This is a genomic window from Bacteroidales bacterium (assembly GCA_017521245.1).
Classification (GTDB): domain Bacteria; phylum Bacteroidota; class Bacteroidia; order Bacteroidales; family G3-4614; genus Caccoplasma_A.
On record JAFXDI010000015.1, the window covers coordinates 1 to 24,978 of the forward strand.

The 24,978-nt window shown below is 35.7% G+C and carries 20 protein-coding genes, 1 tRNA gene and 2 rRNA genes; 13 read left to right on the forward strand and 10 right to left on the reverse strand.

Going from position 1 to position 24,978, the window contains the following annotated elements:
• Positions 1-278 (forward strand): 23S ribosomal RNA (locus tag IKK64_03255); the annotation flags it as partial.
• A gap of 77 nt (positions 279-355) precedes the next feature.
• Positions 356-464: ribosomal RNA gene (rrf, locus tag IKK64_03260) — 5S ribosomal RNA — on the forward strand.
• 420 nt (positions 465-884) lie between these two features.
• Here the strand turns inward: rrf and IKK64_03265 are convergent.
• The 7 genes from IKK64_03265 to IKK64_03295 all read right to left on the reverse strand — a co-directional run bounded on the left by IKK64_03265 (position 885) and on the right by IKK64_03295 (position 6,809).
• A complete protein-coding gene (locus IKK64_03265; protein ID MBR4119080.1) occupies positions 885-1,568 on the reverse strand; it encodes a peroxiredoxin in 684 nt (227 codons plus the stop codon).
• 394 nt (positions 1,569-1,962) lie between these two features.
• Positions 1,963-2,036 (reverse strand) — tRNA-His (locus IKK64_03270).
• Between the two features lie 28 nt (positions 2,037-2,064).
• A complete protein-coding gene (locus tag IKK64_03275; protein ID MBR4119081.1) occupies positions 2,065-3,195 on the reverse strand; it encodes a CapA family protein in 1,131 nt (376 codons plus the stop codon).
• 107 nt (positions 3,196-3,302) lie between these two features.
• Complete coding sequence (folD, locus tag IKK64_03280; GenBank protein ID MBR4119082.1) at positions 3,303-4,181, reverse strand: bifunctional methylenetetrahydrofolate dehydrogenase/methenyltetrahydrofolate cyclohydrolase FolD; 879 nt, start codon at positions 4,179-4,181, stop codon at positions 3,303-3,305.
• A gap of 2 nt (positions 4,182-4,183) precedes the next feature.
• Positions 4,184-5,509 (reverse strand): signal recognition particle protein, encoded by a 1,326-nt coding sequence (gene ffh, locus IKK64_03285; GenBank protein ID MBR4119083.1) that lies wholly within the window; start codon positions 5,507-5,509, stop codon positions 4,184-4,186.
• 97 nt (positions 5,510-5,606) lie between these two features.
• A complete protein-coding gene (locus tag IKK64_03290) occupies positions 5,607-5,954 on the reverse strand; it encodes an aspartate 1-decarboxylase (GenBank protein ID MBR4119084.1) in 348 nt (115 codons plus the stop codon).
• 6 nt (positions 5,955-5,960) lie between these two features.
• Positions 5,961-6,809 carry a pantoate--beta-alanine ligase gene (locus tag IKK64_03295; protein ID MBR4119085.1) on the reverse strand — a complete coding sequence of 283 codons (849 nt, stop codon included), beginning with the start codon at positions 6,807-6,809 and terminating at the stop codon, positions 5,961-5,963.
• Between the two features lie 257 nt (positions 6,810-7,066).
• Between IKK64_03295 and IKK64_03300 the strand changes: the two genes are divergently transcribed.
• The 3 genes from IKK64_03300 to IKK64_03310 are packed head-to-tail and all read left to right on the forward strand — an operon-like array spanning position 7,067 to position 11,294.
• Complete coding sequence (locus IKK64_03300) at positions 7,067-7,876, forward strand: glycogen/starch synthase (GenBank protein ID MBR4119086.1); 810 nt, start codon at positions 7,067-7,069, stop codon at positions 7,874-7,876.
• Positions 7,877-7,886: 10 nt separating this feature from the next.
• Positions 7,887-9,347, forward strand: a complete 1,461-nt coding sequence (locus tag IKK64_03305) for a DUF4270 family protein (GenBank protein ID MBR4119087.1) — start codon at positions 7,887-7,889, stop codon at positions 9,345-9,347.
• 42 nt (positions 9,348-9,389) lie between these two features.
• Positions 9,390-11,294, forward strand: coding sequence for an AMP-binding protein (locus IKK64_03310; GenBank protein MBR4119088.1), 1,905 nt, complete (start codon positions 9,390-9,392; stop codon positions 11,292-11,294).
• A 241-nt stretch (positions 11,295-11,535) separates the two neighbouring features.
• Here IKK64_03310 and IKK64_03315 read toward each other — a convergent pair whose 3' ends face one another.
• Positions 11,536-16,041, reverse strand: coding sequence for a translocation/assembly module TamB domain-containing protein (locus tag IKK64_03315; protein ID MBR4119089.1), 4,506 nt, complete (start codon positions 16,039-16,041; stop codon positions 11,536-11,538).
• 142 nt (positions 16,042-16,183) lie between these two features.
• Here IKK64_03315 and tsaD point away from each other — a divergent pair, with 142 nt between their 5' ends.
• Genes tsaD through IKK64_03330 form a run of 3 tightly spaced genes read left to right on the forward strand, consistent with a single transcriptional unit; the run spans position 16,184 to position 19,713 of the window.
• On the forward strand, positions 16,184-17,203 hold the full coding sequence (gene tsaD, locus IKK64_03320; protein ID MBR4119090.1) for a tRNA (adenosine(37)-N6)-threonylcarbamoyltransferase complex transferase subunit TsaD: 1,020 nt from the start codon (positions 16,184-16,186) through the stop codon (positions 17,201-17,203).
• 5 nt (positions 17,204-17,208) lie between these two features.
• Positions 17,209-18,444 (forward strand): M48 family metallopeptidase, encoded by a 1,236-nt coding sequence (locus tag IKK64_03325; protein ID MBR4119091.1) that lies wholly within the window; start codon positions 17,209-17,211, stop codon positions 18,442-18,444.
• A gap of 12 nt (positions 18,445-18,456) precedes the next feature.
• Positions 18,457-19,713 (forward strand): CinA family nicotinamide mononucleotide deamidase-related protein, encoded by a 1,257-nt coding sequence (locus tag IKK64_03330; GenBank protein MBR4119092.1) that lies wholly within the window; start codon positions 18,457-18,459, stop codon positions 19,711-19,713.
• Positions 19,714-19,753: 40 nt separating this feature from the next.
• Here the strand turns inward: IKK64_03330 and IKK64_03335 are convergent, their stop codons facing one another.
• Together IKK64_03335 and IKK64_03340 are read right to left on the reverse strand one after the other, a co-directional pair.
• Positions 19,754-20,494, reverse strand: coding sequence for an NTP transferase domain-containing protein (locus IKK64_03335; GenBank protein ID MBR4119093.1), 741 nt, complete (start codon positions 20,492-20,494; stop codon positions 19,754-19,756).
• The gene (locus IKK64_03340) at positions 20,491-21,912 is read right to left on the reverse strand and encodes a phosphotransferase (protein MBR4119094.1); all 1,422 of its coding nucleotides are present in this window, start codon (positions 21,910-21,912) and stop codon (positions 20,491-20,493) included. Before IKK64_03340 ends, IKK64_03335 begins: the two co-directional genes overlap by 4 nt.
• Before the next feature lie 72 nt (positions 21,913-21,984).
• On the opposite strand from IKK64_03340, the gene IKK64_03345 reads away from it, so the two are divergent.
• The 5 genes from IKK64_03345 to IKK64_03365 all read left to right on the forward strand — a co-directional run bounded on the left by IKK64_03345 (position 21,985) and on the right by IKK64_03365 (position 24,904).
• Positions 21,985-22,914: a tRNA-dihydrouridine synthase family protein gene (locus IKK64_03345; GenBank protein MBR4119095.1), complete on the forward strand. Its 930-nt coding sequence runs from the start codon at positions 21,985-21,987 to the stop codon at positions 22,912-22,914.
• Between the two features lie 153 nt (positions 22,915-23,067).
• Positions 23,068-23,952 carry a LamG domain-containing protein gene (locus IKK64_03350; GenBank protein MBR4119096.1) on the forward strand — a complete coding sequence of 295 codons (885 nt, stop codon included), beginning with the start codon at positions 23,068-23,070 and terminating at the stop codon, positions 23,950-23,952.
• 347 nt (positions 23,953-24,299) lie between these two features.
• Positions 24,300-24,533, forward strand: a complete 234-nt coding sequence (locus IKK64_03355) for a 50S ribosomal protein L28 (protein ID MBR4119097.1) — start codon at positions 24,300-24,302, stop codon at positions 24,531-24,533.
• Positions 24,534-24,555: 22 nt separating this feature from the next.
• Positions 24,556-24,744, forward strand: a complete 189-nt coding sequence (gene rpmG / locus IKK64_03360) for a 50S ribosomal protein L33 (GenBank protein ID MBR4119098.1) — start codon at positions 24,556-24,558, stop codon at positions 24,742-24,744.
• A 7-nt stretch (positions 24,745-24,751) separates the two neighbouring features.
• Positions 24,752-24,904, forward strand: coding sequence for a DUF4295 domain-containing protein (locus tag IKK64_03365; protein MBR4119099.1), 153 nt, complete (start codon positions 24,752-24,754; stop codon positions 24,902-24,904).
• Positions 24,905-24,978 lie beyond the last annotated feature (74 nt).

Here is a 24,978-nt window from a genome sequence, read left to right on the forward strand (position 1 = left end):
GTCCCTATCTGTTGTGGGCGTAGGAAAATTGAGGAGATCTGACACTAGTACGAGAGGACCGTGTTGGACAGACCGCTGGTGTATCAGTTGTATCGTCAGGTGCACTGCTGAGTAGCTAAGTCTGGAAAGGATAAGTGCTGAAAGCATCTAAGTACGAAGCCAACTTCAAGATAAGTTTTCCTTGAGGGTCGTCAAAGACTATGACGTAGATAGGTCGCAGGTGTAAAGGCAGTAATGTCATAGCCGAGCGAAACTAATTGCCCGAAACTTTTGCGCCGTTAGAGGTAAGCGAGATACTTTATCTTGCCGTTTAAAAGTTCTTGAAAAACAATGCGAACATTATGTCTAAAGAAATTTAGGTGGCTATAGCGTCAGGGCTCCACCTCTTCCCATCCCGAACAGAGAAGTTAAACCTGACTACGCCGATGGTACTGCGCAAGTGGGAGAGTAGGTAGCCGCCCCTTAGGGAAAGAGAGAAGTTACAAAGACTTCTCTCTTTTTTTTGTTTATAAAACTAAAGTACTTTAAGGCCATTTAAAGCCTTAAAGGCCATTAAAGCCCAAAAGGCCTAAAAGGTATTGGACAAATTGGCCTGATTGGTCAAATTGCTAAAATAGTTAAACTCCTCTCCCCAAAGCAGGGGAATATTACCCCTTTAATGCCTTTATGCCCTTTTATAACCTTAAAGGCCTTTAAGGTCTAAAAGGGTATTAGTCTAATAGCAGCAATGGTGTATAAACAAACAATGTAACTACAGTGAGAAAAAAATAAATTTTTCATTCCTTTTATCTTCTTATACAAATAAAGCCTTTTATAAAAAAACCGATAGAGTTACTCTATCGGTTTTTGCTAATATACAGAATAAGTTATTAGTAAATTAATAACTACTTTCCTAATCTGCTTTCAACTTCTTCTTTTGATATTTTCTTTGTACAGAAGAACCAATCGTAACAATGGAGTGTGTTGTCTTCTCCATCCATTCTCTCTTTTGCAACTCCGCACGAACCAGCAGGGGGAACAATAACCTCTTCTCCTGGACGCCAATCAGCGGGTAGAGCAACGCTAAAATTATCAGCAGTTTGTAGAGCAATTATTACACGTTTAATCTCATCAAAGTTCCTTCCAAGAGCAAGGGGGTAGTACATAATTGTACGAATTTTATCTTGTGGGTCTATAAAGAATACCGCTCTGACTGCTGAAGTCTCACTCTCTCCAGGTTGAATCATTCCATATAGCGATGCAACCTTCATTGAGATATCTACTATAAGAGGAAATTTAACCTCCATACCCTTCATTCCTTTCCAATCAATCTTCTCTTTGATAGTTCTTAACCATGCAATATGACTATGTATACCATCTACAGAGAGTCCTACAAGTTGAGTATTGAGAGCTTCAAACTCCTCTGCCATACTTGCAAAGGTCATAAACTCCGAAGTACATACTGGAGTAAAATCAGCGGGGTGGCTAAAGAGTATTTTCCATTTACCTTTATAGTCTTCTGGGAAGTTAATCTCTCCTTGTGTAGTTAACGCACTAAACGATGGAGCAATATCACCTATGCGAGGCATGTAATTTCTGTTATCCAAATTTTTTGTTTCCATAATTTTTATCTTTTTTTGTTAATAATATGTTTGTTTAATTTTCTATTGCAAATATATAACATAGAATAATATTTGTCAAACAGATTTTATAAAACGTAATATTGATAAAATGAATTAAGGCTATTTCGCCCTCTCTACTGAAGAGGAGTAGGGGGTAAGATATAAAAAAAAGCTGTACAAAAGTACAGCTTTCAGGGTGAATAATGGGGCTCGACTTTTTTACGGAGTAAAAATTGATCGAAACAAACGGAGGCAGTAACACAACTTGTTTGTGTGTGCCGACCTTTCTGGTTTGTGAGATAACTTCTCAGAGAGAGCCACATCTACAATAAAAAAAGCTGTACGAAAGTACAGCTTTAAGGGTGAATAATGGGGCTCGAACCCACGACCTTCGGAACCACAATCCGACGCTCTAACCAACTGAGCTACACTCACCATTTGTTTTGCGTTGCAAAGGTAATGCTTATTTTTCGTTTATGCAAGAATCTAACGCATTTTTAGAGAAAAAATATTCGTTTATTTCACCTTTGTTATGCTTTTTGAATACTCTATCCGTTTCTTTATTAAATATCAACATCTCCTCTTTAAGTTTGGGTGTTGCTACACAGTTATTTATATATATACTATCGCAAGGTAATATCTTATAAGGTTCATTTTTTACAATATCAGGGCGTTGCGTAAATATTTTAGCATATCTCGGATTTACTATTTTTATAGAGTCATTCTCTTTTACGAGATTAAGACGAAATATGATAGCTCCCTTTGTCATCTTTGTTCTCATATTTGAGATAAAGTTACCTAATGAATAAACTGTTAGATATTTAATATTGCCACAACTATCAGTAACGCTTTCTATTGGTTGAATAACGTGAGGGTGTGAACCGATAATAATTCTAACACCGTTCTTGTGTAGCCAATCAGCTAATCTCTTTTGATGTATATTCTGATTAAGTTGATACTCATCTCCCCAATGAACATTTGCAATAATAATATCCGCTCCTTTTATGTTACAGAATGCAATATCACGTTTAATAAGAGTAGTATCAATATAATCAACCACAGCGCCCTGTTTTGCTGTAATACCATTAGTGCCGTATGTATAGTTTAGCATACCTATTTTTACATCTCCCTTTCTAATAATCATTGGATATTTGATATTACGCTCGTAGTCGCTTTTATATGTACCCAAATGTTTAATATTAAGCGAGTCAAGAACATTAATAGTTCTAAATACACCATTACTACCTTTGTCTAAGCAGTGGTTATTTGCTGTTAGAAAAATGTCAAAACCACAATCCTTTAGTGCTATGGCAAACTCATCGGGAGAGCAGAATGTAGGATAGCCTCTGTAAGGTGGGTTACCAAGAGTAGTTTCAAAGTTTACCACAGCAATGTCAGCTGAGGTAATCTCATCTTTTATTAGTTCAAAGTTATTGTCATAAAAGAATGAGCCATTACTATTGACAGCATCTTTGAGTTGAGCCTCATGTTGCATAGCATCACCAGCAAAAAGCAACGATATTGTTTGTGCATTTATATGTGATGTTGTTGCAAAACAGGCAATAAAAGATAGGTATAATATGAGTCTATTCATAAAAACAAAGGTAGTTTATATAAATAAACTGCCAAAATAAAAATTCTTAAAAAGAATGAACGCCAAAGAAACTTTGGCGTTCATCATAATATTGTTTTGTAAAACTATTAGTATATACATTTCTTTCCTGCAAGCAGAGTGTTTCGCATTAATGAAACTATTGTCATAGGACCAACACCACCCGGAACAGGAGTTATATAAGAACATTTATCTGCAACCTCATCAAACTTAACATCACCGGTAAGTTTAAATCCTGATTTGGTTTTATCTGAAGGAACGCGTGTTGTACCAACATCAACAATTACAGCACCCTCTTTAACCATATCGGCAGTAACAAACTCAGGAGAACCAAGAGCGGCAATAATAATATCAGCATTTTTGCAAATCTCTTTAAGGTTTTCTGATCTACTATGGCAAACTGTAACAGTTGCATCTCCGGGATAACCTTTTTGCATCATTAGAGTTGCTACTGGTTTACCAACAATATTACTTCTACCTAAAACAACGCAGTTCTTACCTTGAGTCTTTATGTTATATCGTTTTAGTAACTCCATTATACCTGCGGGAGTAGCAGATACAAAACAGGGAAGACCAATTGACATTCTACCAACATTTATAGGGTGGAAACCATCAACGTCCTTGCGGTAGTCAATAGCCTCAATAACGCGTTGTTCTGATATATGTTTAGGTAATGGAAGTTGAACAATAAAACCATCAACATCGTCATCATTATTTAGACGCTCAACCTCTTGAAGAAGTTGTTCTTCTGTAATATCGTCCTCAAAGCGAATAAGAGTTGATTTAAAACCGCACTCTCCACAAGCCTTAACTTTGTGGGCAACATAAGTTTCGCTACCGCCATCGTGTCCTACAAGAATGGCTGCAAGATGAGGAGTTTTACCACCAGCATTAACAATTTCCTCAACCTCTTTTGCTATCTCTTTTTTTATCTCGGCTGCAACAGCCTTTCCATCAATAAGTTGCATTGTTATCTTCTTTTTTTAATGTTACGCATTGCTTGCATAGGGTTTTTGCTAATCTTGTGCATCATTTTGCGAGTAGTTTCAAACTGCTTAAGAATACGGTTGACCTCTTGAATAGGAACGCCACTACCTTTAGCAATTCTTTGTCTTCTGCTGCTATTGATCAGGTCAGGATTGCTTCTCTCTTTAGGAGTCATAGAACCAATTATGGCCTCTATTCCTTTAAATGCATCATCTTTAATATCAACATCTTTAATAGCCTTTCCAACACCGGGTATCATTGAAGCAAGATCTTTAAGATTACCCATCTTTTTGATTTGTTGTATTTGAGAAAGGAAGTCATTAAAATCAAATTGATTCTTGGCTATTTTCTTTTGAAGTCGGCGAGCCTCTTCTTCATCGTATTGTTCTTGAGCTCTCTCAACAAACGAAACGATATCTCCCATTCCCAAAATACGGTCAGCCATACGTTCAGGATGGAAAATATCTAACGCTTCCATCTTCTCTCCTGTACCAACAAACTTAATAGGCTTGTTTACAACAGTTCTGATTGATAGGGCAGCACCACCGCGAGTATCACCGTCAAGCTTTGTAAGAACAACACCAGAGAAGTCAAGTCTATCATTAAACTCTTTAGCAGTATTAACTGCATCTTGTCCTGTCATTGAGTCAACAACAAACAATATCTCGTTAGGATTGATACCATTTTTAATAGCTTCAATCTCGTTCATCATCTCCTCATCAACTGCCAAACGTCCAGCAGTATCCACAATAACAACGTCGTTATTATTACGTTTTGCTTGGGCAATAGCATTTTGAGCAATAGATACAGGATTTTTGCTTTCAATTTCGCTATATACAGGAATACCAATTTGGTCTCCTAAAACTTTAAGTTGATCAATAGCAGCAGGACGATATACGTCACAAGCAACCAATAAAGGGTTTTTACCCTTTTTGTTTTTAAGCATATTGGCAAGTTTGCCCGAGAAAGTAGTTTTACCCGAACCTTGAAGACCTGCCATAAGAATAACAGCGGGATTACCCGAGATATTAAACTCTGCTGCAGTACCACCCATAAGTTCAGCAAGTTCATCATGAACCAACTTAACCATTAATTGACCAGGTTTTACCGCAGTAAGCACATTCATACCAAGTGCTTTCTCTTTAACCTTATCTGTAAATTGTTTTGCTACTTTATAGTTAACGTCAGCATCCAATAGGGCTTTACGAACATCTTTTAATGTTTCGGCTACATTAATTTCGGTAATTTTTCCTTCACCTTTTAAAATCTTAAAAGATCTCTCTAAGCGTTCACTTAAATTTTCAAACATATATTAATCTGTTAAATTATAAATCGTTAATAATCATAAAATAACAAAAAGGGTTTTGCCCCTTTCTGTATGTGTAAAAATAGACAATTACACAATATTATATTTTATTTGTTTTTGCCTCAGGAAAAATAACTTTAGGTTTAAACTCCAAAGCCTCTTTTTCGTCCATCATAGCGTATGCCATAATAATAACTATGTCGCCGGGTTGAACAAGACGAGCAGCAGCACCATTTAAACAAACAACACCCGAGTTCTTTTCACCTTTAATAACGTAAGTTGAGAATCTTGCACCATTATTGTTGTTTACTATATGAACACGCTCATTCTCCATAATTCCGGCAGCATTCATTAATGCTTCGTCAATGGTAATGCTACCAATATAATTTAAATTAGCCTCTGTTACGGTAGCACGATGAATTTTAGATTTAAGAATTTCTACTAACATCCCTATCTATTTTACACAATAACTGATATTATCAATAAGTCTTATCTCTCCACAGAAAACAGCGATACAACCAACGGCTCTAACATTGCTTTCCCAATTAGTTATAGGTTGCAAACTCTCAGCGTTAACAATCTCGTAATATTCAACTTTAAATTCAGGAATACTATTTAATGAGTCAACAACGAAATTGATAGTCTCTTCAACACTATGACTCTGTGCAAAGGTATAACTTTTAGAGAGAGTTTCCCATATTTTTGGAGCATTTTTTCTTTGAGTTTCAGTCAGCCTACGATTTCTGCTACTCATTGCTAAACCATCATTTTCTCTAACAATGGGAACATCAATAATTTCAACGCCGGTATTTATTATTCGTTCCATAGCACGAATAACAGCAATTTGTTGAAAATCTTTTTCTCCAAAGTATGCTTTATCGGGTTCAACAGCATAAAACAATTTGCTAACAATTTGAGCAACACCATTAAAGTGTCCGGGGCGGAATTTACCCTCCATAACATTAGCAACGCTGCCTAAATCAAATATGCGAGTATCCTCTTCGGGATACATCTCTTCAACTTCAGGAGTAAAAACTATTGTACATCCAACACTTTCAAGAAGTTCGCAATCCTCTTTTGGTGTTCTTGGGTAGTGCTTTAAATCATTTTTATCGTTAAACTGAGTAGGATTTACAAAGATAGAAACAACACAACACTCATTATCTTGCAAGCATCTTTTAACTAACGAAATATGCCCATCATGAAGGGCTCCCATTGTAGGTACAAGACCAATACTCTTCCCGTTGTTTCTATACTCCGAAATAACCTTTTTAAGTTCATCTATTTTAGCAATAACTTTCATTGCAACTATCATTAAAAATCGGTGCAAAATTAAGCAAATAAAAACATTAAAAATAATTTATCAACTAAAATATTAACCACAATCCATCAAAATAGTAAAAAAAACGATTAATAAAGCGAACAAAGCCCTAAATCCAACAAAAAATTAAACAATTTTAAAAATAAAACGTTCCTAAATTTGCTGATTTCGCCAAAAAAAAGTATTATCTTTGCAACGTAAAAAAATAAAGAGCAGAAAATATAAAAATAAGCAGCATAATGGAGAAAAAAAGAGTACTAATCGTAGCACAAGAAGTATGTCCCTATTTGCCATCGTCTGAGATGTCAGAGCAAACTCGCAATTTGTTATTAAAGTTGCAAGAGAAGGGGTGCGAGCCTCGTACTTTTATGCCTCGTTATGGGGTTGTTAACGAACGCCGAAATCAATTACACGAAGTACAACGATTGTCCGGAGTAAACATTATAATTGACGATACAGATCATCCACTAATAATAAAAGTAGCCTCAATGCCCTCAACCCGAATTCAAGTATTCTTCTTAGTTAATGAAGATTATTTTTTGCAAAGAGGAGTAATGGCAGACAAAGAAGGAAAAGAGTATACCGATAACGATGAACGTGCAATATTTATGGCAAGAGGAGTTATCGAGACTGTACGTAAAATGGGATGGGTTCCTGATGTAATTCACTGTCACGGAAGTTTAACCGCACTAACTCCATTGTACTTAAAGAAGAATTATAGCGACGATCCAATATTTCGTGATACTAAAATAGTATATTCTGATTATGCAAATGAGTTTACAACTCCATGGAGTAGCAGTTTGGTAGAAAAATTGTCGATGGATGGCATAGATATTTCTGATTTAGGAGTTGATGCAAATACAGAGTTTACACATAACGAAGTATTGAAGTTAGCCACCAAATTTTCTGATGCAGTAGCGTCGGCAACTGAAGATTCAGATACATCAATAGGAGAGTATGCAGCAAGTTTAGATAAAGTCTATCTGCCATATCAAAAAGAAGATATGATAGAGGAGTATATCAATTTGTATGAAAAAATCTCTCTCTAAAAAATAAATTATGAGAAATACGTTATATCTATTTTTGTTACTCATTGTTCTTTCTGTAACATCGTGTTACGATAATAATGATGAGATAGGAGCATCTTTAGACTATACAGAAGTAGAGATACATTCCGATTCATCGTTGTGTTTCACAGCGGAATCGGATTCTTTATATTCCACCCTTGTAAATTATGCAGTAAACAGGGCTCAATACCATATGTTGGGAGATATAAAGATTCCCAAATTTGGCGAGGTAAAGAGTGACTACCTTACGGAGTTAAGATACATAGCAGCATTTGATACCAATTTGGTAAAGACTGGAATGTTGGACTCTATGGCCATAACAATAAAATTTTTGGTAAATCAAACAACAGGAGATGACAGAGCACCAATGCAAGTTGCTGCATATCAATTAAGTAAAACATTAAGTTCACAAAAATCAGATACAGTATATACCAATGTAAATCCAGCAGATTTCTGTGATTTTAAAATAAAGTTAGGAGAAAAGGTATATACATCAACACCTTCAAATGTAACAGCCGATACAGTAACTGTAATAGTTCCCATTTCGCGTGATGGACTAACATCAAAGGAGTGGGCAGAAGACTTCTTTAAACTATACAAAAGCTTTAAAGAGTATCCTACTGATGAACAACTAACAAGCTACCTGCCCGGTTTATATATAACAAACAATTATGGAGGAGGAGCCATAGTGCGAGTATATACAACTACGGTTGATATATACCACAGAAGTTATGTATATAATGTGCATGGAGAGGTTGCAGAGGTTAATGGCGTAAAAAAGGAGATAAAGAAAACAACACCAATCTTTGTATCAACAAACGAAGTAGAATCAGTAAACCATATGAGTGTTGATTGGGCAAATGAGGTAACGCAATTAGCAAATAACTCAAATCCTATATTAACAACACCCTTAGGATATAATGTAAGAATAACATTACCGGTTAACGATATAATAAAGAAATTTAAAGAGACAACAACACAACCGGGAGTAATGGGATTATTAAACTCGGTAACACTAAAAATACCGGTATATTTTACTGAAGATAATGCATACGAGATAACCCCACCACCTTATTTGCTGTTAATGCGTGTTGATGGAAACATATATGTAGATAATAAGACGAAGCGTGTAACACCAAACATCTTCTTTTATGACAGGATGTTACCCGACAGAACAAACTTCTTTATAGCAACATATAGTTCGGCAACACGTTCATACGATTTTGGAAACATACAATCTTATATAACAAATATAATAAAGAACAATCCCAATAACGGTGAACAAGATGAATATCGTACCGATTCACAAATGATATTGGTCCCGGTAGGAGTATCAACCGACACCGAAGGAGAGATAACAACAGTATATCCATACTTACAAGCACCAAAATTTGCACAGATTGATTCAAAAAATATAGATATAAGATTTATATATAGCACAATAGAATACTAATATAATAGGGAGGCATAACCTCCCTTTAATTTTAAAAAAAAGATGATAAAGAGAACATTAGTTGATTTGTTCGAGGAGTCGGTAAAACTATACCCGAACAATACATTTTTATTAGAGAAAACAGGAAAAGAGTTTGCTCCCACAACATATTCACAAGTAAAAGACCAAGTATATCAATTAGGAGCAGGACTTCAAGCGTTAGGCGTTAAGAAAGGCGACACTATGGCTTTATTGAGTGAAGGTCGCAATTTGTGGATAATAGGAGAGTTGGCAATGTTCTATGCAGGAGCAATCAACGTACCATTATCAATAAAGTTAGAGGAGAGCAACGACCTGCTATTCCGTTTAATACATGGCGATGTAAAATATATAATGGTGTCGGGAAATCAACTCAAAAAAGTACGTCAGATAATAGACCAACTACCCCAAGTAGAAAAAGTAATAGTATTTGATGCACAAGATAATTATCAAGAAAAAGAGATAGCCCTACAAGAGGTGTTGGAGATGGGAGATAAATATCTGTCAACCCACACCATTGAAGAGTTTAAAACCATTGCCAATTCAATAGAAAACGATGATTACGCAACAATAACCTACACCAGTGGAACAACAGCCGATCCTAAAGGCGTTGTATTAACACATCGTAACTACACAGCAAACGTAGAACAAGCATTAACGTTGGTGGGAATAGATGAAACGTGGCGAACACTAATCATACTACCACTTGACCACTGTTTTGCCCATGTAGTAGGATTCTATATAATGATGAGCAAAGGAGCAACCGTAGCAACAGTACAAGTAGGTCGCAATCCATTAGAGACATTAAAGAACATACCACTAAACATACGCGAGGTAAAACCTCACTTTATTTTGAGTGTACCGGCATTAGCAAAAACATTCAAAAAGAATATTGAGCAAGGAATCAGAGCAAAAGGACGCTTAACATGGAAACTCTTCAAATATGGAATGAAGGTAACACAAATCTACTATGGCGATAGCAATCTCGATTTCAAAGGCTTCCGTTATCTATTAAAGCCATTAGTAGCGTTGGCAGATAAGATAATCTTCTCAAAAGTAAGAGCAAACTTTGGAGGTAGCCTGCGTTTCTTCATTGGAGGAGGAGCATTGTTGGATAAAGATCTACAAAAATTCTATGTAGGAGTAGGAATACCTATGTTCCAAGGATACGGACTATCAGAAGCAACACCGGTAATCTCATCAAACGGACCAGAACTTTATCGCTTTGGATCATCAGGAAAACTAGTACAGCCAATAGAGTTGAAGATATGCGATAGCGAAGGAAAAGAGTTGCCACTTGGCGAGATGGGCGAGATAGTAGTAAAAGGTGAGAACGTAATGGCAGGATATTGGAAAAATCCGGAATCAACAGCCGAAACAGTACGCGATGGCTACCTATACACTGGTGACCTTGGATATATGACAAAAGAGGGGTTGCTATACGTAAAAGGACGTTTCAAAAGTCTATTAATCTCAAGTGACGGAGAGAAATATAGTCCGGAGGGAATAGAGGAGTCGTTAGTAGAACACTCACCATATATCGATCAAGTAATGCTCTATAACAATCAATCGGCATATACAACAGCATTGATAGTACCCAACAAAGAACAATTAAAACGCCGTATAGCAGAAGACGGATTAACATTAGATACCGAAGAGGGACGCAAAGCAGCACTACGCAGAATTGAGGCAGCAGTAAACAAATTCAAAAAAGGAGGCGAGTTTGAAGGACAATTCCCTGAGCGTTGGTTACCTTCATGCTTTGCAGTATTAGCAGAGCCATTTACAGAGCAAAATCAGATGATAAACAGTACAATGAAGATGGTACGCGGTAAAATTGAAAAGGCTTATGCAGAGCGTATAAAATATATGTACACATCTGAAGGTAAAACGTTGGATAACCAACAAAATATTGATGCTTTGAAGTAATACCTTTATTATAAATTTAAAACAATGGGGCTATCACAGAAAAAATGTTGATTAGCCCCATTTATTTATACAAGGCAGTGTTCAATAGATTGTGTAAATGAGAAAAAAAGGATTCTGACCTTCATTATATCTGAATCTTGTTTTCAAATATAAGCGTAAACTGGATCATAATCCCATTCAAATTTGTATAGGCTGAGTCTGTTTTTTTAGGATTATTATAAACTTATAATCCCCATTTTTATTATTCATATATCTCAGTCTCTAATGACTCCTCTTCGGGCTTAGTGTTTTTTATTTTTCGTCCCTCTCTACGTTTTTTGCGTTTGTCGCGTTGCTCTTTTTCGTATGCAACATCATCTGGATTGCGTTTAAAAATCTCTTTAGCATTATCAAAATCCTTTTTAAACATCAATCCAACACCCTGAGTAGTTAATGCCGATTTAATATAGTAGTTCTTATCGTTATAGTGGTTATATGCTTTAAGACGGATAGTACCCGATTTATTTATAAGATACTCTAAGTCAAAGTCACCAATAAAACTATTGTTACTAACCGATTTGTCGCGATAACCTAAATTACCATTAAAAATAAGTCTGTTATTAAGTAACTGAGAAGATAGCATCAGGTCAAACTCCAAATCAGAGAAGTCTCCCTTTTCACTTCTGAAATTAGTACCAATATTAATTTTATCGCTAATTTGTCCTAAAATGTTATTGAGTTGCGAAGATAGTGCCGAAGATGCCACCGCAGCCAATTCGTTGCCACGTCTCTCGCTCACACTCATATACTCTGGAGTATAAAACTTGTTCAAGGCAAGAAGATAAAGTACCTGTCTGTTCATCATATCATCAGAGTTTATGATGGTCTTAACCCTTCGCGATATATTTTGCGAAAGAGTAGGAAACAGCAAATCAAATGTAAATTCAGGTTGTTTTAAATTTCCTGTTAAAAGCAATGTAGTGTGAACAGGAACAGTAGTTCTGTTGAGTTCCTTTTCGTGAGCAAAACTCTCATCCAAATCAAGCAAGTTTGCCTGAACATTATAGTGGGCACTAATATTTAAGTCTGCTTTCATAGGATCGCCAGTAAATGTAATAGTGCTACCATTATCAACAATAAAGTCTTTTGATATAATATCTTGCAGGTTTAAGCTATAACTTCCCTTTTCGGCAGTATAACTACCAAATATCTTAAGGTCTTGTCCTGTTTCAAAAGCAATTCTAACGCCACCTTCACCCCAAGCATTAATTTGGTCGTTTGTGTTGGGGTCAATAATCATTCTCATAAGAGCATCGCGAGTAGCATCAATTTGTAGATTTATAATAAGTTTATGTTTCCTTTCAGGGGTTTGAATATTGCTGTATCTCTCCCATGGACGTTCAGTTACAACCTCAACATCTTTTAATACAATAGCATCCTTATCAACAAACGAAATAAATTTATAATCACCGGCCTCTTCTTCATCCCTAAGAACAAAAGTAAAATTTGAGTTTGGGTTGGTAATCATATTCACGTCAATGGTAGTAGTGTCGGCATTACCCCATATCCTGCCACCACCAGTTCCAAAAACCTTTCCATAATAAACAGGATTAATCTTCTCTGTAACGTTGAATACCAAAAAGTTCGACATATCAAACATCGAAATATCGTACTTCATATTTTTGAAGTTGGTATGTTCTAAAGCCATATTCACTTTACCTGTATGACCTTCGCTATCTCTAATAGTAATATTCTTAGCCCATACGCCTTTTGTGTCTAACTTTACGCTATCCGTAATAAAGAATCGAGTATTAAGATAGTCTATGCCAAAACTGAAATCTTCGGCAAAAGCATCAGCAACAACATTGAGGGCTTTAAATCTACCATACAACTCAACCTCTCCACTAACAATACCTGTAACCCCCGACATTATCTTTTCGGTAAAGGGTTGAATAAAATCTATACCCAATTTGTGTGCGTCAATATGGAAATATAATGAGTCTCGAGTGGGGAAAACCTTGCCAAAAACATCCGATTTTTCAATATTAGGTTTCGATACATTACCATCAAAACATATAGCTTTCTCAATGTCATCCCATTTACTCTCAACATCTAAATCACCAAAAACGCAATAGTTGTAAGAGAAATCTTCTACAAACAGATCTTTAGTGTTCATAATGGGCATACCGCCACTATAAATATTGCTTATATTAACATCACCAGTTGCCTTACCGCCAAAAACAATATGTCTTCTATTAAGAACATCAAAGATATACGAGAGGTCAATATCTTTAAGGCTTACATTAAGCATCTTCTCCTTATCAGTACTAATCTCTCCATTTACTTTAAGATGCTGATTACTTCTGAAAATTTCAAAATCGTGAATAGCAATCTCTTTGCCTTGAGCGTGAATAGTTGAAGGAGCAATGTGCCAACTACTATCGCTAATAATAAATGAAGTTGGTTTAATAACCATATCAATGATGTTGCCGTCTTCGCTCGAAATAAAGTGAGCAGTCGATGAGAAATCTCCACTAAAAGCCTTTTTGTTTTTAGTATTGCCCCAATTAATATAAACACTACAACTATCATTCAAAGCAACAGCATCAATCTCCCAATCTGTCTCTGCTCCTTTAGGTGTAATATGAGTAGATTTTATACCGGCCTGAACAGCAGCGCCAAACTTCTCTATACCAATGTTACTATTTTCTAAGAATATTTTACCCATCGAAAAGGCAGGAATATCCGAAACGATACTGAATCTGCCAATAGAGTCGTTGTAATAACCATTAATAATACTCTTATCACTAAGCATAAATGGGAGTTCCAAAGTTCGTGTCAGATTCTCAGTGTCTGGAATAACAAATTCAAACTCAAAACTATTATTACTCTCTATTGCCTCAACCTTGTCAATAAACGAAGGCATAACCTCAGATAGTACCCCAAGAACACTGTTTTTAAGTGAACTAAAAGTATAATTACCGGTAATGTGACCCTCTATGATTTCCGATTCAAGAGCAATGTACTGAGGTGTGTTAGAGTTGTTTGCCTCAATATAAGCTCCATTCATATTGTATTCCAAGCCATTGTTCTTGAACTCCAAGCTGTTTATAGCAATCAATCCATCGGCATTATCAATTCTATCTCCTTTAAAATTAGCCTCAATATCAAAATTCAGAACAGAATTTTCGTATCTCTTAGTAAGGTTAATATCATTTAGTCTAATACTGTCGCCTTTTATTTTAAGAGCAAACTCTTTGTCTCTCTCTGATAAGTTCATCATACCATCAAGGTTAAGAACAATATTAGAATCGTTTAACGATACCGAGCCATTGTACTCTTTATCGTTATACATAGCATTTATGGCAATATTGTTGTATTGGTAATTGTTGTATTCAAAAAGATTAATCTCTCCCTCAACCTTACCCTTATTTATGATATCGGAGTGTTTACCATTTAACTTCAAATCAAAAGCAACATTTCCAAGCCCTTTGTCGGGAACAAGTTTATCAATTTTTAAGTTGTTGCTTTTAACCTCCCCTTTGAAGTTTAGACCTTCATCACTCTCTAAAAGCATATCGGCAGAAACATTGCCAATGCCACATTTAACATTGCCATATGTAACAAGTTTTGAAACAAAACCTGATATTTCACCATTAAACGATATATTGCCAATATTTCTAATAATAGAGTAGTCATTCAACTCTATGCCCATATCGTTTAAGATGTTAATAACCGATTTAGAATTAATATTGAGATAACTCATATTTCCGAACAAAAAGGCATCTTTAGGCTCTGGAAACAGGTTGTCTATTGACCCATATCCCGAAGCAATCAAACCACCATCATTGTAGTCAATCCCTAAAGTGTCTAAAATAAGGTGGTTTGCCGAACCATTTATTCTACAAGTAACATCCGTAGGAGTATTAAAATCTTTAAGCTTTGGAACAAAAGGCGAAAAATCAGATAAAACAATCTTGCTGTTATCAAGTTCAAATTCAAACTCTGCCATATCTATAAACTCATTAAAGTTCATATCTTTAGGCATTGTAATCTCATTCTCTTTAATAAATATGTTGCTGTTTTCACCGGCAAAAAAGAAGTTCTTTAGTTTAACAGACTCTCTGTTTCCAACAAGCTTAAAGGCTATGTTTTTTACGGTAAATCCCGATTTTTCTCTTAATCTCAATGCTCTAACGTTAATGTTAATAGAGTCATTAGTGTAGCCCTTTATTGAAGCATTAACAAGAAGGTTTTCTATTGAAATATGATTCTTGTCAAAAACATCATTTTCTTTACAAGGAGAACTCAAAAGGTTATATCTAAACGCACCATTTTGTAGTAGCAGAGTATTAACCGATATTTTGGGAATCTCTTTTTCCCTCTTCTTTTTAGGCTTAAGTTTATCAATCAAGAATTTAGCATTAAGAGGAGAAGTAACACTATCCTTATTTGTGTTTATAATAAAATCGCAAACACTTACCGAGTTTAAAGTTATTTTATTATCAAACAAGTCAGAAAGTTTTATCGAAGCATTACACTCTTTAGTATATAAAAGAGTATCATTATTTAAGTCGTAAATAATAAGGTCATTAATATAAACTTTATTGAAAGGCGATATCCTTATTTTTTCAATCTCAACATTACTTCCAAGATACGATGATAAATAATCTTTTGCAGAATCAGCAATGTTTTTTTGAATAGAGTTGATACTCAACAATATATACGCTAAGGCGTATATGCCTACGCAAATCAGTAGGCACCACATAACAAACCTTCGTATAAAAGAGAGTATTCTCACAATAATATAAAATTCAATATTAAGATACAAATTTAAGATTTTAGATTAAAATATGAACAATAATTTCTCTTAAATGAGTAAATTTGTAGGCATATTTTAAATATAACGTATGAGTATAATAATATTGGGCATAGAATCATCATGCGATGACACCTCTGCGGCGGTAATACGCGATGGAGTTTTGTTGTCAAATGTAATCGCAAGTCAAGCAGTTCACGAGTCATACGGAGGAGTAGTTCCCGAGTTGGCATCAAGAGCACATCAACAAAATATAGTTCCTGTTGTATCTGAGGCAATTAAGCGAAGCGGATTGCAAAAAGAGGATATATCGGCAATAGCATTTACAAGAGGTCCGGGTTTGATGGGCTCGCTTTTAGTTGGTAACTCTTTTGCTAAAGGATTTGCTCTGTCATTGGGTATTCCTCTTGTAGATGTTAACCATTTACAAGCACATGTTTTGGCTCACTTTATAAAAGAGACACCCGATCAGGATACAGCGCCCAAATACCCATTTTTATGTCTGTTGGTATCAGGAGGAAACTCTCAGATAATAAAAGTGGAGGCATATAATAAAATGGAGGTAATAGGTCAAACCATCGATGATGCCGCAGGAGAGGCATTTGACAAATGTGCAAAAGTTATGGGGCTGGGTTATCCCGGAGGACCAATAATTGACAAGTTGGCAAAAGAGGGAGATCCTAAAAAGTTTATCTTCAATAAACCGCACATTGCCGATTTGAATTATAGTTTTAGTGGATTAAAAACATCGTTCTTGTATCTATTACGTGATGAATTGGCAAAAGATGCCGATTTTATCGAAAAAAACAAGAGTGATTTAGCGGCATCATTGCAAACAACCATAGTAGAGATATTAATGGATAAACTCCGTAAGGCAGTAAAGCAAACAGGAATAAAAGAGGTTGCCGTTGCAGGAGGCGTATCGGCAAACTCAGCAGTAAGAGAAGCGTTTTCTCTTCATGCAAAAAAATATGGATGGAATGTATATCTTCCCAAATTCTCGTTTACAACAGACAATGCTGCAATGGTGGCAATAACAGGATATTATAAATTTATCGATGGAGAGTATTGTGATATAGATGCACCATCGTTTTCACGAGTAGAGATATAACAGTAATGAGTAGCACAACACTATTAATCATAATCGTAGCAATAACCATTGCCGAATATTTAGTATCGGAGTGGTTGTCATATCGTAATCAAAAAGCGGCAACATTGCAAATACCGCCACAGTTAGAAGGTTTGTATGATGCAGATAAGTATGCCAAGCAACAAAGTTATTTTAGAACAAACAACCGATTTTCTTTGATAACATCAACATTCACAACCATACTGATGGTAGTGCTGTTATTTACTCAAACATTTGGAACAATATACAATTATTGTTTGACCATAACAACCAATTCTATAGGAGTTACACTTATATACTTTGCTATTCTCTTTTTGGTATATGATATGTTAATGTTGCCATTTCAAATTTACGATACATTCGTAATAGAGGAGCGTTTTGGTTTCAATAAAACCACACCAAAAACATTTATTGCAGACAAGATAAAATCGTTAATATTACTTGCTGTGTTAGGCGGAGGATTAATATCCCTTATAGTGTGGTTATACACCCTTTTGGGAACAAACTTTTGGTGGGCAGCATTCTTGGTATCAATTGGAGTATCATTGATTATGAATCTATTCTATTCACAAATAATAGTACCATTGTTTAATAAGCAAACACCATTGCCTGAGGGCGAATTACGCGATGAAATCGAAAGATTTGGACAAAAAGCAGGGTTTGAGATAACCAATATATATGTAATAAATGGATCAAAACGCTCAACCAAAGCAAATGCCTATTTCTCTGGTATGGGTAAAAAGAAAAGAATAGTGCTTTATGATACACTAATAGATGAACTTACAACGCAAGAGATAGTAGCAGTATTGGCACACGAAATAGGGCACTATAAGAAACGTCACACGTTGCAAAATTTTATACTCGCAGGAGTAACAATGCTTATACAATTATATGTATTGTCACTAACCCTAACAAGCACAACAATGGCAGAGGCAATGGGAGTAGCAACACCAGCATTTGCACTCTCACTCATTGCATTTGGCATATTATATACACCAATAGATATGGTAACAAGTCTGTTTATGAACAGTGTATCGCGTAGAGCAGAGTATCAGGCCGATAATTTTGCTGCGAAGTATGGATTGGGAGAGGAGTTGATATCAGCACTCAAAAAAATCTCGGTAAAATCGTTGAGTAACCTTACTCCCGATAAACTATACGTTAAGTTCTACTATTCGCATCCAACGCTCTTACAAAGAATATTAGCAATAAAAAAGGATTAGAGAGTCAAAAATATGAAGTGCGAAATAATAGTCATCGGCGATGAGTTGCTAATAGGTCAAGTAACCGATACAAATTCAGGTTACATAGCTCGAAAACTAAACCCTATTGGTATTGAGATAGTGCGAACAACCGCAATAAGAGATAGAGAAGATGAGATAATCTCAGCTGTAGAGGAGTCAATGCAGAGAGTCGAAGCGGTAATTGTAACAGGCGGATTAGGTCCAACCAACGATGATATAACCAAAAAGACACTTTGTAAAATATTCGGAGGAGAGATGATATTTTCCAAAGCAACACAAGAGAACAATGATGCCCTTTTTGCACGATTGGGTAAAGAGATGAACTCTCTGACACGATCACAAGCAATGGTGCCGGATTGTAGTAAAGTGTTACCAAACGTTGTGGGAACAGCACCCGGAATGATATTCAAACGTGATGGTAAGATGCTGATATCTCTACCGGGTGTACCATACGAAATGCAAAAACTTATAGATGACTCAGTTTTACCAATGTTTGAGCGATGTGCCACAACCGATAAAATATTTCACTCAACACGTATAGTAACAGGCTTTACAGAGTCAAAATTAGCAATCTATTTAACAGAGTACGAGGCATCATTGCCCTCAACAATAAAACTTGCCTATCTTCCCAAACCAAACCTAATACGTTTGAGATTAACAGCACGAGGCAACGATGCAGAACAACTCTATTGCGATATGTACGAGGCAACATTAAAGTTAGATGAGTTGCTTGGTGATAATATAATAAGTTACGAAGACTTGACCCTTGAAGAGATACTTATCAACCATTTAAAAGATAAAAACTATACAATATCAACAGCTGAGAGTTGTACAGGTGGTGGAATAGCCTCAAAAATAACCTCAGTTGCAGGAGCATCGGCAGTATTCATGGGAGGGATAGTGGCATACGATAATAGTGTAAAAGTTAATCAACTTCGAGTAGAGGAGGAGATTATCAATAAATATGGCGTAGTAAGCACACAAGTAGTTGAGCAAATGGCAAAAGGGGTGGCAGATAAATTTAAAACCGATTGTGCAATAGCTACTTCGGGGATAGCAGGTCCATCGGGAGGAAGTAAGCAAAAACCTGTCGGCACTATTGCCATTGCCGTATATTGTAACGGCAAAGTTCAATCACGCCTTGTAACTATACCCTCTGCAAATAGAATGAGAAACATAGAGCGTTTCATCGATTTAGCACTATATGATATGATATTAAATTTAAGGGCAATCGAACAGATAAGATAATAGAAGAAAGGAAATCCTTTGCTTCTTTGTGATGCTATGATTATAAATAGAACTTCTCGATAATCTCTTTACACTCGGCAAGAACTTCAGGTTTACCTGCATCAATCCTTATAATATCATCTCCGCAAAACATTTCGCCAATGTTGAGTTCACGTGATTTTGATGCGTTCAGATAAAAAGGAATAAGCGGAAAAGCCTCTTTGTATTCTCTCATTAACCTAATAGTTTTAGCATTTAAAACGTGTATTCCCATAAATGCACGTTCGTTATTTGCGTTGGGGATATATTTCTCGTCTGTTAATAAAGTTTCATTAGTTGCTTTATTCCTCCATCCACAAAGTTGGTTGTTGGTAAAATATAAAACCCTGTTAGAGCGAGGCTTTTCGGTAACCAACATAACATCAAATTTGTTCCCCTCACAATATACTCTTTTCAAATCTACATTTGTAAAAATATCAACATTGTGAACAAGAATAGGAGCATCGTTCTCAAATAAACACCCGGCCTTAGCAATACCGCCACCGGTATCAAGTAATAACTCTCGCTCATCCGAAATCTTAATATTTAAACCAAAATTGTTGTTTCTCTTTAAGAACTCAACAATCTGTTCCCCAAAATAGTGAATGTTAATTACAATATTACTGACCCCGGCTTTCTTAAGATTTAAAATCTGGTGTTCAAGCATAGTTTTACCTCCCACTTCAACCAATGCTTTTGGAGTATTATCAGTAAGTGGGCGAAGGCGAGTGCCTAATCCTGCCGCCAAAATAATTGCATTCATCTTTCAGGTATAGTATAAGAGCGGTTCAACATAATATGCTTAACATTGATTCTTACCCCAAACTTTTCGGAAATATGTTTTGCGATATGCTCGGCACTATAAACCGAGCGGTGTTGTCCTCCAGTGCAACCGCAACAAATTTGAATATGAGTAAAACCACGTCTTAAATAAGTCTCAACCATATTATCAACCATAGCGTAGGCATTATCTAAAAACTCGGAGATATTGCTTTCTCGTTCCAGAAACTCAATAACAGGAGCATCCGTTCCATTAAGTTTTTTATACTCCTCATATCTGCCGGGGTTATGAATGGCTCTGCAATCAAAAACAAAACCACCGCCATTGCCCGAATAGTCATCGGGAATACCTCTGTGGTACGAGAAACTCATAACATCAACCATTAATCCCTTATATTTGCAAGGCTTAAAACGGGGGAGTGATGCAACTTCCGTCATTACACTCCATAGGTAAGGAAGCCTCTCTTTATAGTTGTTTAGAAGTTCACCAATTTGATTTAGAGTTGTAGGAATAGGGTCAATAAAAGCCTTTTTTCTCTCAAATAATCCTCTATACCCATACGTTCCTAATGTTTGAAGAAGACGGAAAATTCTGAATAAATTAAGTTTCTCAATAAATAACTCCTTCTCAATATTTTTGTATTTTGAAAGAGAGTTAAGGTATGCATCAATCATCTTCTCGCAAACCTCGTTGCTGTATTTGGCTCGAGTCTGTCCTACAAACGAAGCCACATCATAATATATAGGGCCACGTCTGCCACCTTGAAAATCTATAAAATAAGGTTTGTTGTTATGCCACATTATATTACGAGATTGAAAATCTCTGTATAAGAATCTATTCTCATTCTCCTCTAACAAAAGATTGGCAAGGGTGTTGAACTCACTCTCTAACGCAGGTTCATCAATCTCAATGCCTACACCCTTTAAAAAGCAATATTTAAAGTAGTTCAAATCCCAGAAAACCGATACCCTGTCAAAATCCGCAACGGGGTAACAAACAGAGAAATCCAACCTCTCTCCAACCTTAAATTGAATATCGGCGAGTAACTCCATTGTGTGGCATAGCATTTCACAATCATTGTCATTAAAAACGCCACACTCTCGGCTATCTTTAAGTAGCGTAAACAGAGTGTCATCACCCAAATCCTCAATCAGATAGTGCATACCATCACTACTAACCACAACAACTTTGGGGGCGTTAATACCACACTCGTTAAATACGTTTGCAATAGAAATAAAAGCGTTGTTCTCATCAAAAGAGACACCGCTAACACCAATTAAACTATTGCCATTTGATGATAATCTGTAATAAGTTCTGTTTGAACCATCACCCGAAAGTTTCACAACCGATTTAGGTTGTTCTCCTATGACCTTATAATATAACTCGCTTAAAATATTCATAAATAAAGGTAGCCTATATTGACTCTTATCGCAAAGTTAGTAAATATTCAAAAATAAACTATCTTTGTAGTTATGAAAATATATTCAGCACCATTACAAGGATACACTGAGGCGGTCTGGCGAAATCTGCATCACTCGGTATTTTCAGGAGTAGATGCCTACTATACGCCATTTTTGCGATATGAGCGAAACGAAATACGCAGCAAAGATATTCGCGACATAGAGCAAAAGAATAACAACGTCCCCAATCTGGTACCGCAGATAATAGCCTCAACACCAGAAGAGATGCAACCCCTTTTGCAGCTGCTCCGTAGTGAGGGTTATAAAAGGGTAGATATAAATATGGGCTGTTCATTTATATTACAAGCCAAACGAAAGCGAGGAGCAGGAATATTGCCATATCCTCAAATGGTGAAGGAGTTAATGCAAGAGGTTGCACAAAACAGCGATATATCATTCTCAGTGAAGATGCGTTTAGGGTGGGAGAGTAAAGAAGAGTGGCAACAGTTAATACCCATATTAAACTCTGTCCCTTTAAATAGCATAACCATGCATCCACGTTTGGGGTTAGAACAATATAAGAAGGCAGTAGATATAGAGGCATTTGCCAATTTTTACAAAGAGTGTAAACACCCTGTAATATATAATGGAGATATAACTACACTATCAGACATAAAACGCATTGATGAACAATTCCCTAATGTAGAAGCCGTAATGTTAGGAAGAGGACTGCTTGCAAATCCAGCCTTGGCACAAGAGTATAAAGAGAATAGAGAATTTACTCACGAGGAGAAACGTATACTTGTAAAAACAATGCACGATGCAATGTATAATCAATTGTCTCCCCGTTTGCTTGGCAATACCCAATTTTTAAGCAAGATGAAACCCTATTGGGAGTATCTTTTGCCCGATATGTTAAAGCGAGAGAAAAAGGCTATACTAAAATCATCAACAATAGAGAAGTATATGATGAACGTAAATATAGCACTATCTAATTATTAGTTGTTGTAGTTCTGATTTGTCTATTATAATCCGCATAATATCAGGGTGTTGCCTTTAATTTAACAAAAAATAACATGGGGGGGGGTAAAAATATCTATAACAATGAAAAAAATACCTATCTTTGTAAAAAATAACCACTAAATCCTAAACGATATGAAAGCAATTAAATTATTTGCAGTGTTGCTAATGTCATTGTTATTTGTAGGTTGTGAAAATAATAATAATGATAATGATAATGAAAAAGTTCTGGAGATACCGCAAGGCGTTGACCTTAACAAATATGCCTTTGGAATACCTCTTAAAGATGTTGATTGCATTGGAGATGAATTGAAATTCTCGTTGTCATTTTGGTTGAATGCAAAAGAGTTTAATCATTTGACAGAGGGAACAACTCTTTTTAGTATCAGAGATGTAAAAGCTCCCATCCCTTATAATGATTATGGCTGGATATGGGCTAATGTAGGACCTGGACGCTTTAATAAAAATGGAGAAGGTCTCTCCATATCTGTTCATAGTGTGTATAGTAATCCATATTGGGCTTTTCCATTTGTTCAATACGATTTTACAGAAGTTCAATGGTATAACTTTACATTTGTATTTGATTATACAAATAAGCGAGAGATAAAAGCATATATAAATGGCGATTTAATATATGAAACTCCTGCGAATGCTTCTTACTATGACTATTTTGATGATAAGATGGTATTATTGATAGGAGGATTTGCTCAAAATAGAGCGCCTTTAGATGCTTGTATTGATAAAGTGCAGATATATGCTAAAGCACTGTCAGAATCAGAAGTACAAGAGAGTATGAGTACACCATTATTACAAGATCCTTCATTACGTGCATATTGGGATTTTGAAAAGAATTCAAATATTGATTCAGAAGGATTTATGCTTTCAGATAATAACTCAGGCGTAAAAGCAACCATGTATGAGATAGAGACGTTTACTGAAGTGGATACAGATAGGAATAAAGAATATGTTTATTCTATTGGCTTAAAGGTTAAGCCATTCACTTTTGGTATGGGTAAATAAATATTCATAGTAAAAACAGATAATGGCAGAGAGATCTCTTTCTGCCATTTTGTTATAAATTTAACAATAAAAAGTTACTATAAATTATAATATTACACCAAAAAGTTGTATCTTTGCATCCGAAAACAATAGCCGAATATAGTTCAGAGGTTAAATAAATCAATATTTTATTCATCGGGGTGTTTGAATGATGCTTACTAAACATTCTGATTTTAACAGATTTAAAGGCAAAAATTGCGCTGTCTCGTAATTTCGTGTCTTAAAATTTGGTAGTGTGAATAAAATTTGCTTATTTTGCACTCTGTTTTAAATAGGTGTTGAAATTAATATAAAAACAGTATAATAAGATGTCAAAAATTTGTCAAATTACCGGAAAGCAAGCGTTGGTTGGCAATAACGTATCTCACTCTAAAAGACGTACAAAGAGAAGATTCAATGTCAACTTGTTTACAAAGAAGTTTTACTGGGTAGAGCAAGATTGTTGGATTGACCTCAACGTATCTGCTGCAGGACTTCGTTTAATTAACAAAATTGGTCTTGATGCAGCATTGAAACAAGCTGCTCAAAAAGGTTTTATTTAATTTTAAAAAGTAAGAATCAGATATGGCAAAGAAAGCTAAAGGTAACAGAGTTCAAGTAATTCTTGAGTGTACAGAGCATAAAGAGAGCGGTATGCCTGGTACTTCACGTTACATTACAACAAAGAACCGTAAGAATACCACCGAGAGGTTGGAACTTAAAAAATACAATCCTATCTTAAAACGTGTAACAGTTCATAAAGAGATAAAATAATTAAGATATGGCAAAGAAAACAGTCGCATCATTGCAAAAAGGTGAGGGACGTACCTACTCAAAAGTAATTAAAATGGTAAAGTCTCCTAAAACAGGTGCATATATCTTCGAAGAGGAGATGGTACCAAACGAGAAAGTAAACGAGAAACTTGCAAAATAAGTTATCTACAATAAAGAGTAAAGGCTGTTGGAGTGCTGTAAACACCCCGACAGCCTTTTGTTATAAATATAAAT

Excerpts from the sequence above, each read along its gene's own strand:
- IKK64_03265 (MBR4119080.1), bottom strand. The coding sequence starts at position 1,568 with ATGCCTCGCATAGGTGATATTGCTCCATCGTTTAGTGCGTTAACTACA.
- IKK64_03275 (MBR4119081.1), bottom strand. The coding sequence starts at position 3,195 with ATGAATAGACTCATATTATACCTATCTTTTATTGCCTGTTTTGCAACA.
- folD (MBR4119082.1), bottom strand. The coding sequence starts at position 4,181 with ATGCAACTTATTGATGGAAAGGCTGTTGCAGCCGAGATAAAAAAAGAG.
- ffh (MBR4119083.1), bottom strand. The coding sequence starts at position 5,509 with ATGTTTGAAAATTTAAGTGAACGCTTAGAGAGATCTTTTAAGATTTTA.
- IKK64_03290 (MBR4119084.1), bottom strand. The coding sequence starts at position 5,954 with ATGTTAGTAGAAATTCTTAAATCTAAAATTCATCGTGCTACCGTAACA.
- IKK64_03295 (MBR4119085.1), bottom strand. The coding sequence starts at position 6,809 with ATGAAAGTTATTGCTAAAATAGATGAACTTAAAAAGGTTATTTCGGAG.
- IKK64_03300 (MBR4119086.1), top strand. The coding sequence starts at position 7,067 with ATGGAGAAAAAAAGAGTACTAATCGTAGCACAAGAAGTATGTCCCTAT.
- IKK64_03305 (MBR4119087.1), top strand. The coding sequence starts at position 7,887 with ATGAGAAATACGTTATATCTATTTTTGTTACTCATTGTTCTTTCTGTA.
- IKK64_03310 (MBR4119088.1), top strand. The coding sequence starts at position 9,390 with ATGATAAAGAGAACATTAGTTGATTTGTTCGAGGAGTCGGTAAAACTA.
- IKK64_03315 (MBR4119089.1), bottom strand. The coding sequence starts at position 16,041 with ATGTGGTGCCTACTGATTTGCGTAGGCATATACGCCTTAGCGTATATA.
- tsaD (MBR4119090.1), top strand. The coding sequence starts at position 16,184 with ATGAGTATAATAATATTGGGCATAGAATCATCATGCGATGACACCTCT.
- IKK64_03325 (MBR4119091.1), top strand. The coding sequence starts at position 17,209 with ATGAGTAGCACAACACTATTAATCATAATCGTAGCAATAACCATTGCC.
- IKK64_03330 (MBR4119092.1), top strand. The coding sequence starts at position 18,457 with ATGAAGTGCGAAATAATAGTCATCGGCGATGAGTTGCTAATAGGTCAA.
- IKK64_03335 (MBR4119093.1), bottom strand. The coding sequence starts at position 20,494 with ATGAATGCAATTATTTTGGCGGCAGGATTAGGCACTCGCCTTCGCCCA.
- IKK64_03340 (MBR4119094.1), bottom strand. The coding sequence starts at position 21,912 with ATGAATATTTTAAGCGAGTTATATTATAAGGTCATAGGAGAACAACCT.
- IKK64_03345 (MBR4119095.1), top strand. The coding sequence starts at position 21,985 with ATGAAAATATATTCAGCACCATTACAAGGATACACTGAGGCGGTCTGG.
- IKK64_03350 (MBR4119096.1), top strand. The coding sequence starts at position 23,068 with ATGAAAGCAATTAAATTATTTGCAGTGTTGCTAATGTCATTGTTATTT.
- IKK64_03355 (MBR4119097.1), top strand. The coding sequence starts at position 24,300 with ATGTCAAAAATTTGTCAAATTACCGGAAAGCAAGCGTTGGTTGGCAAT.
- rpmG (MBR4119098.1), top strand. The coding sequence starts at position 24,556 with ATGGCAAAGAAAGCTAAAGGTAACAGAGTTCAAGTAATTCTTGAGTGT.
- IKK64_03365 (MBR4119099.1), top strand. The coding sequence starts at position 24,752 with ATGGCAAAGAAAACAGTCGCATCATTGCAAAAAGGTGAGGGACGTACC.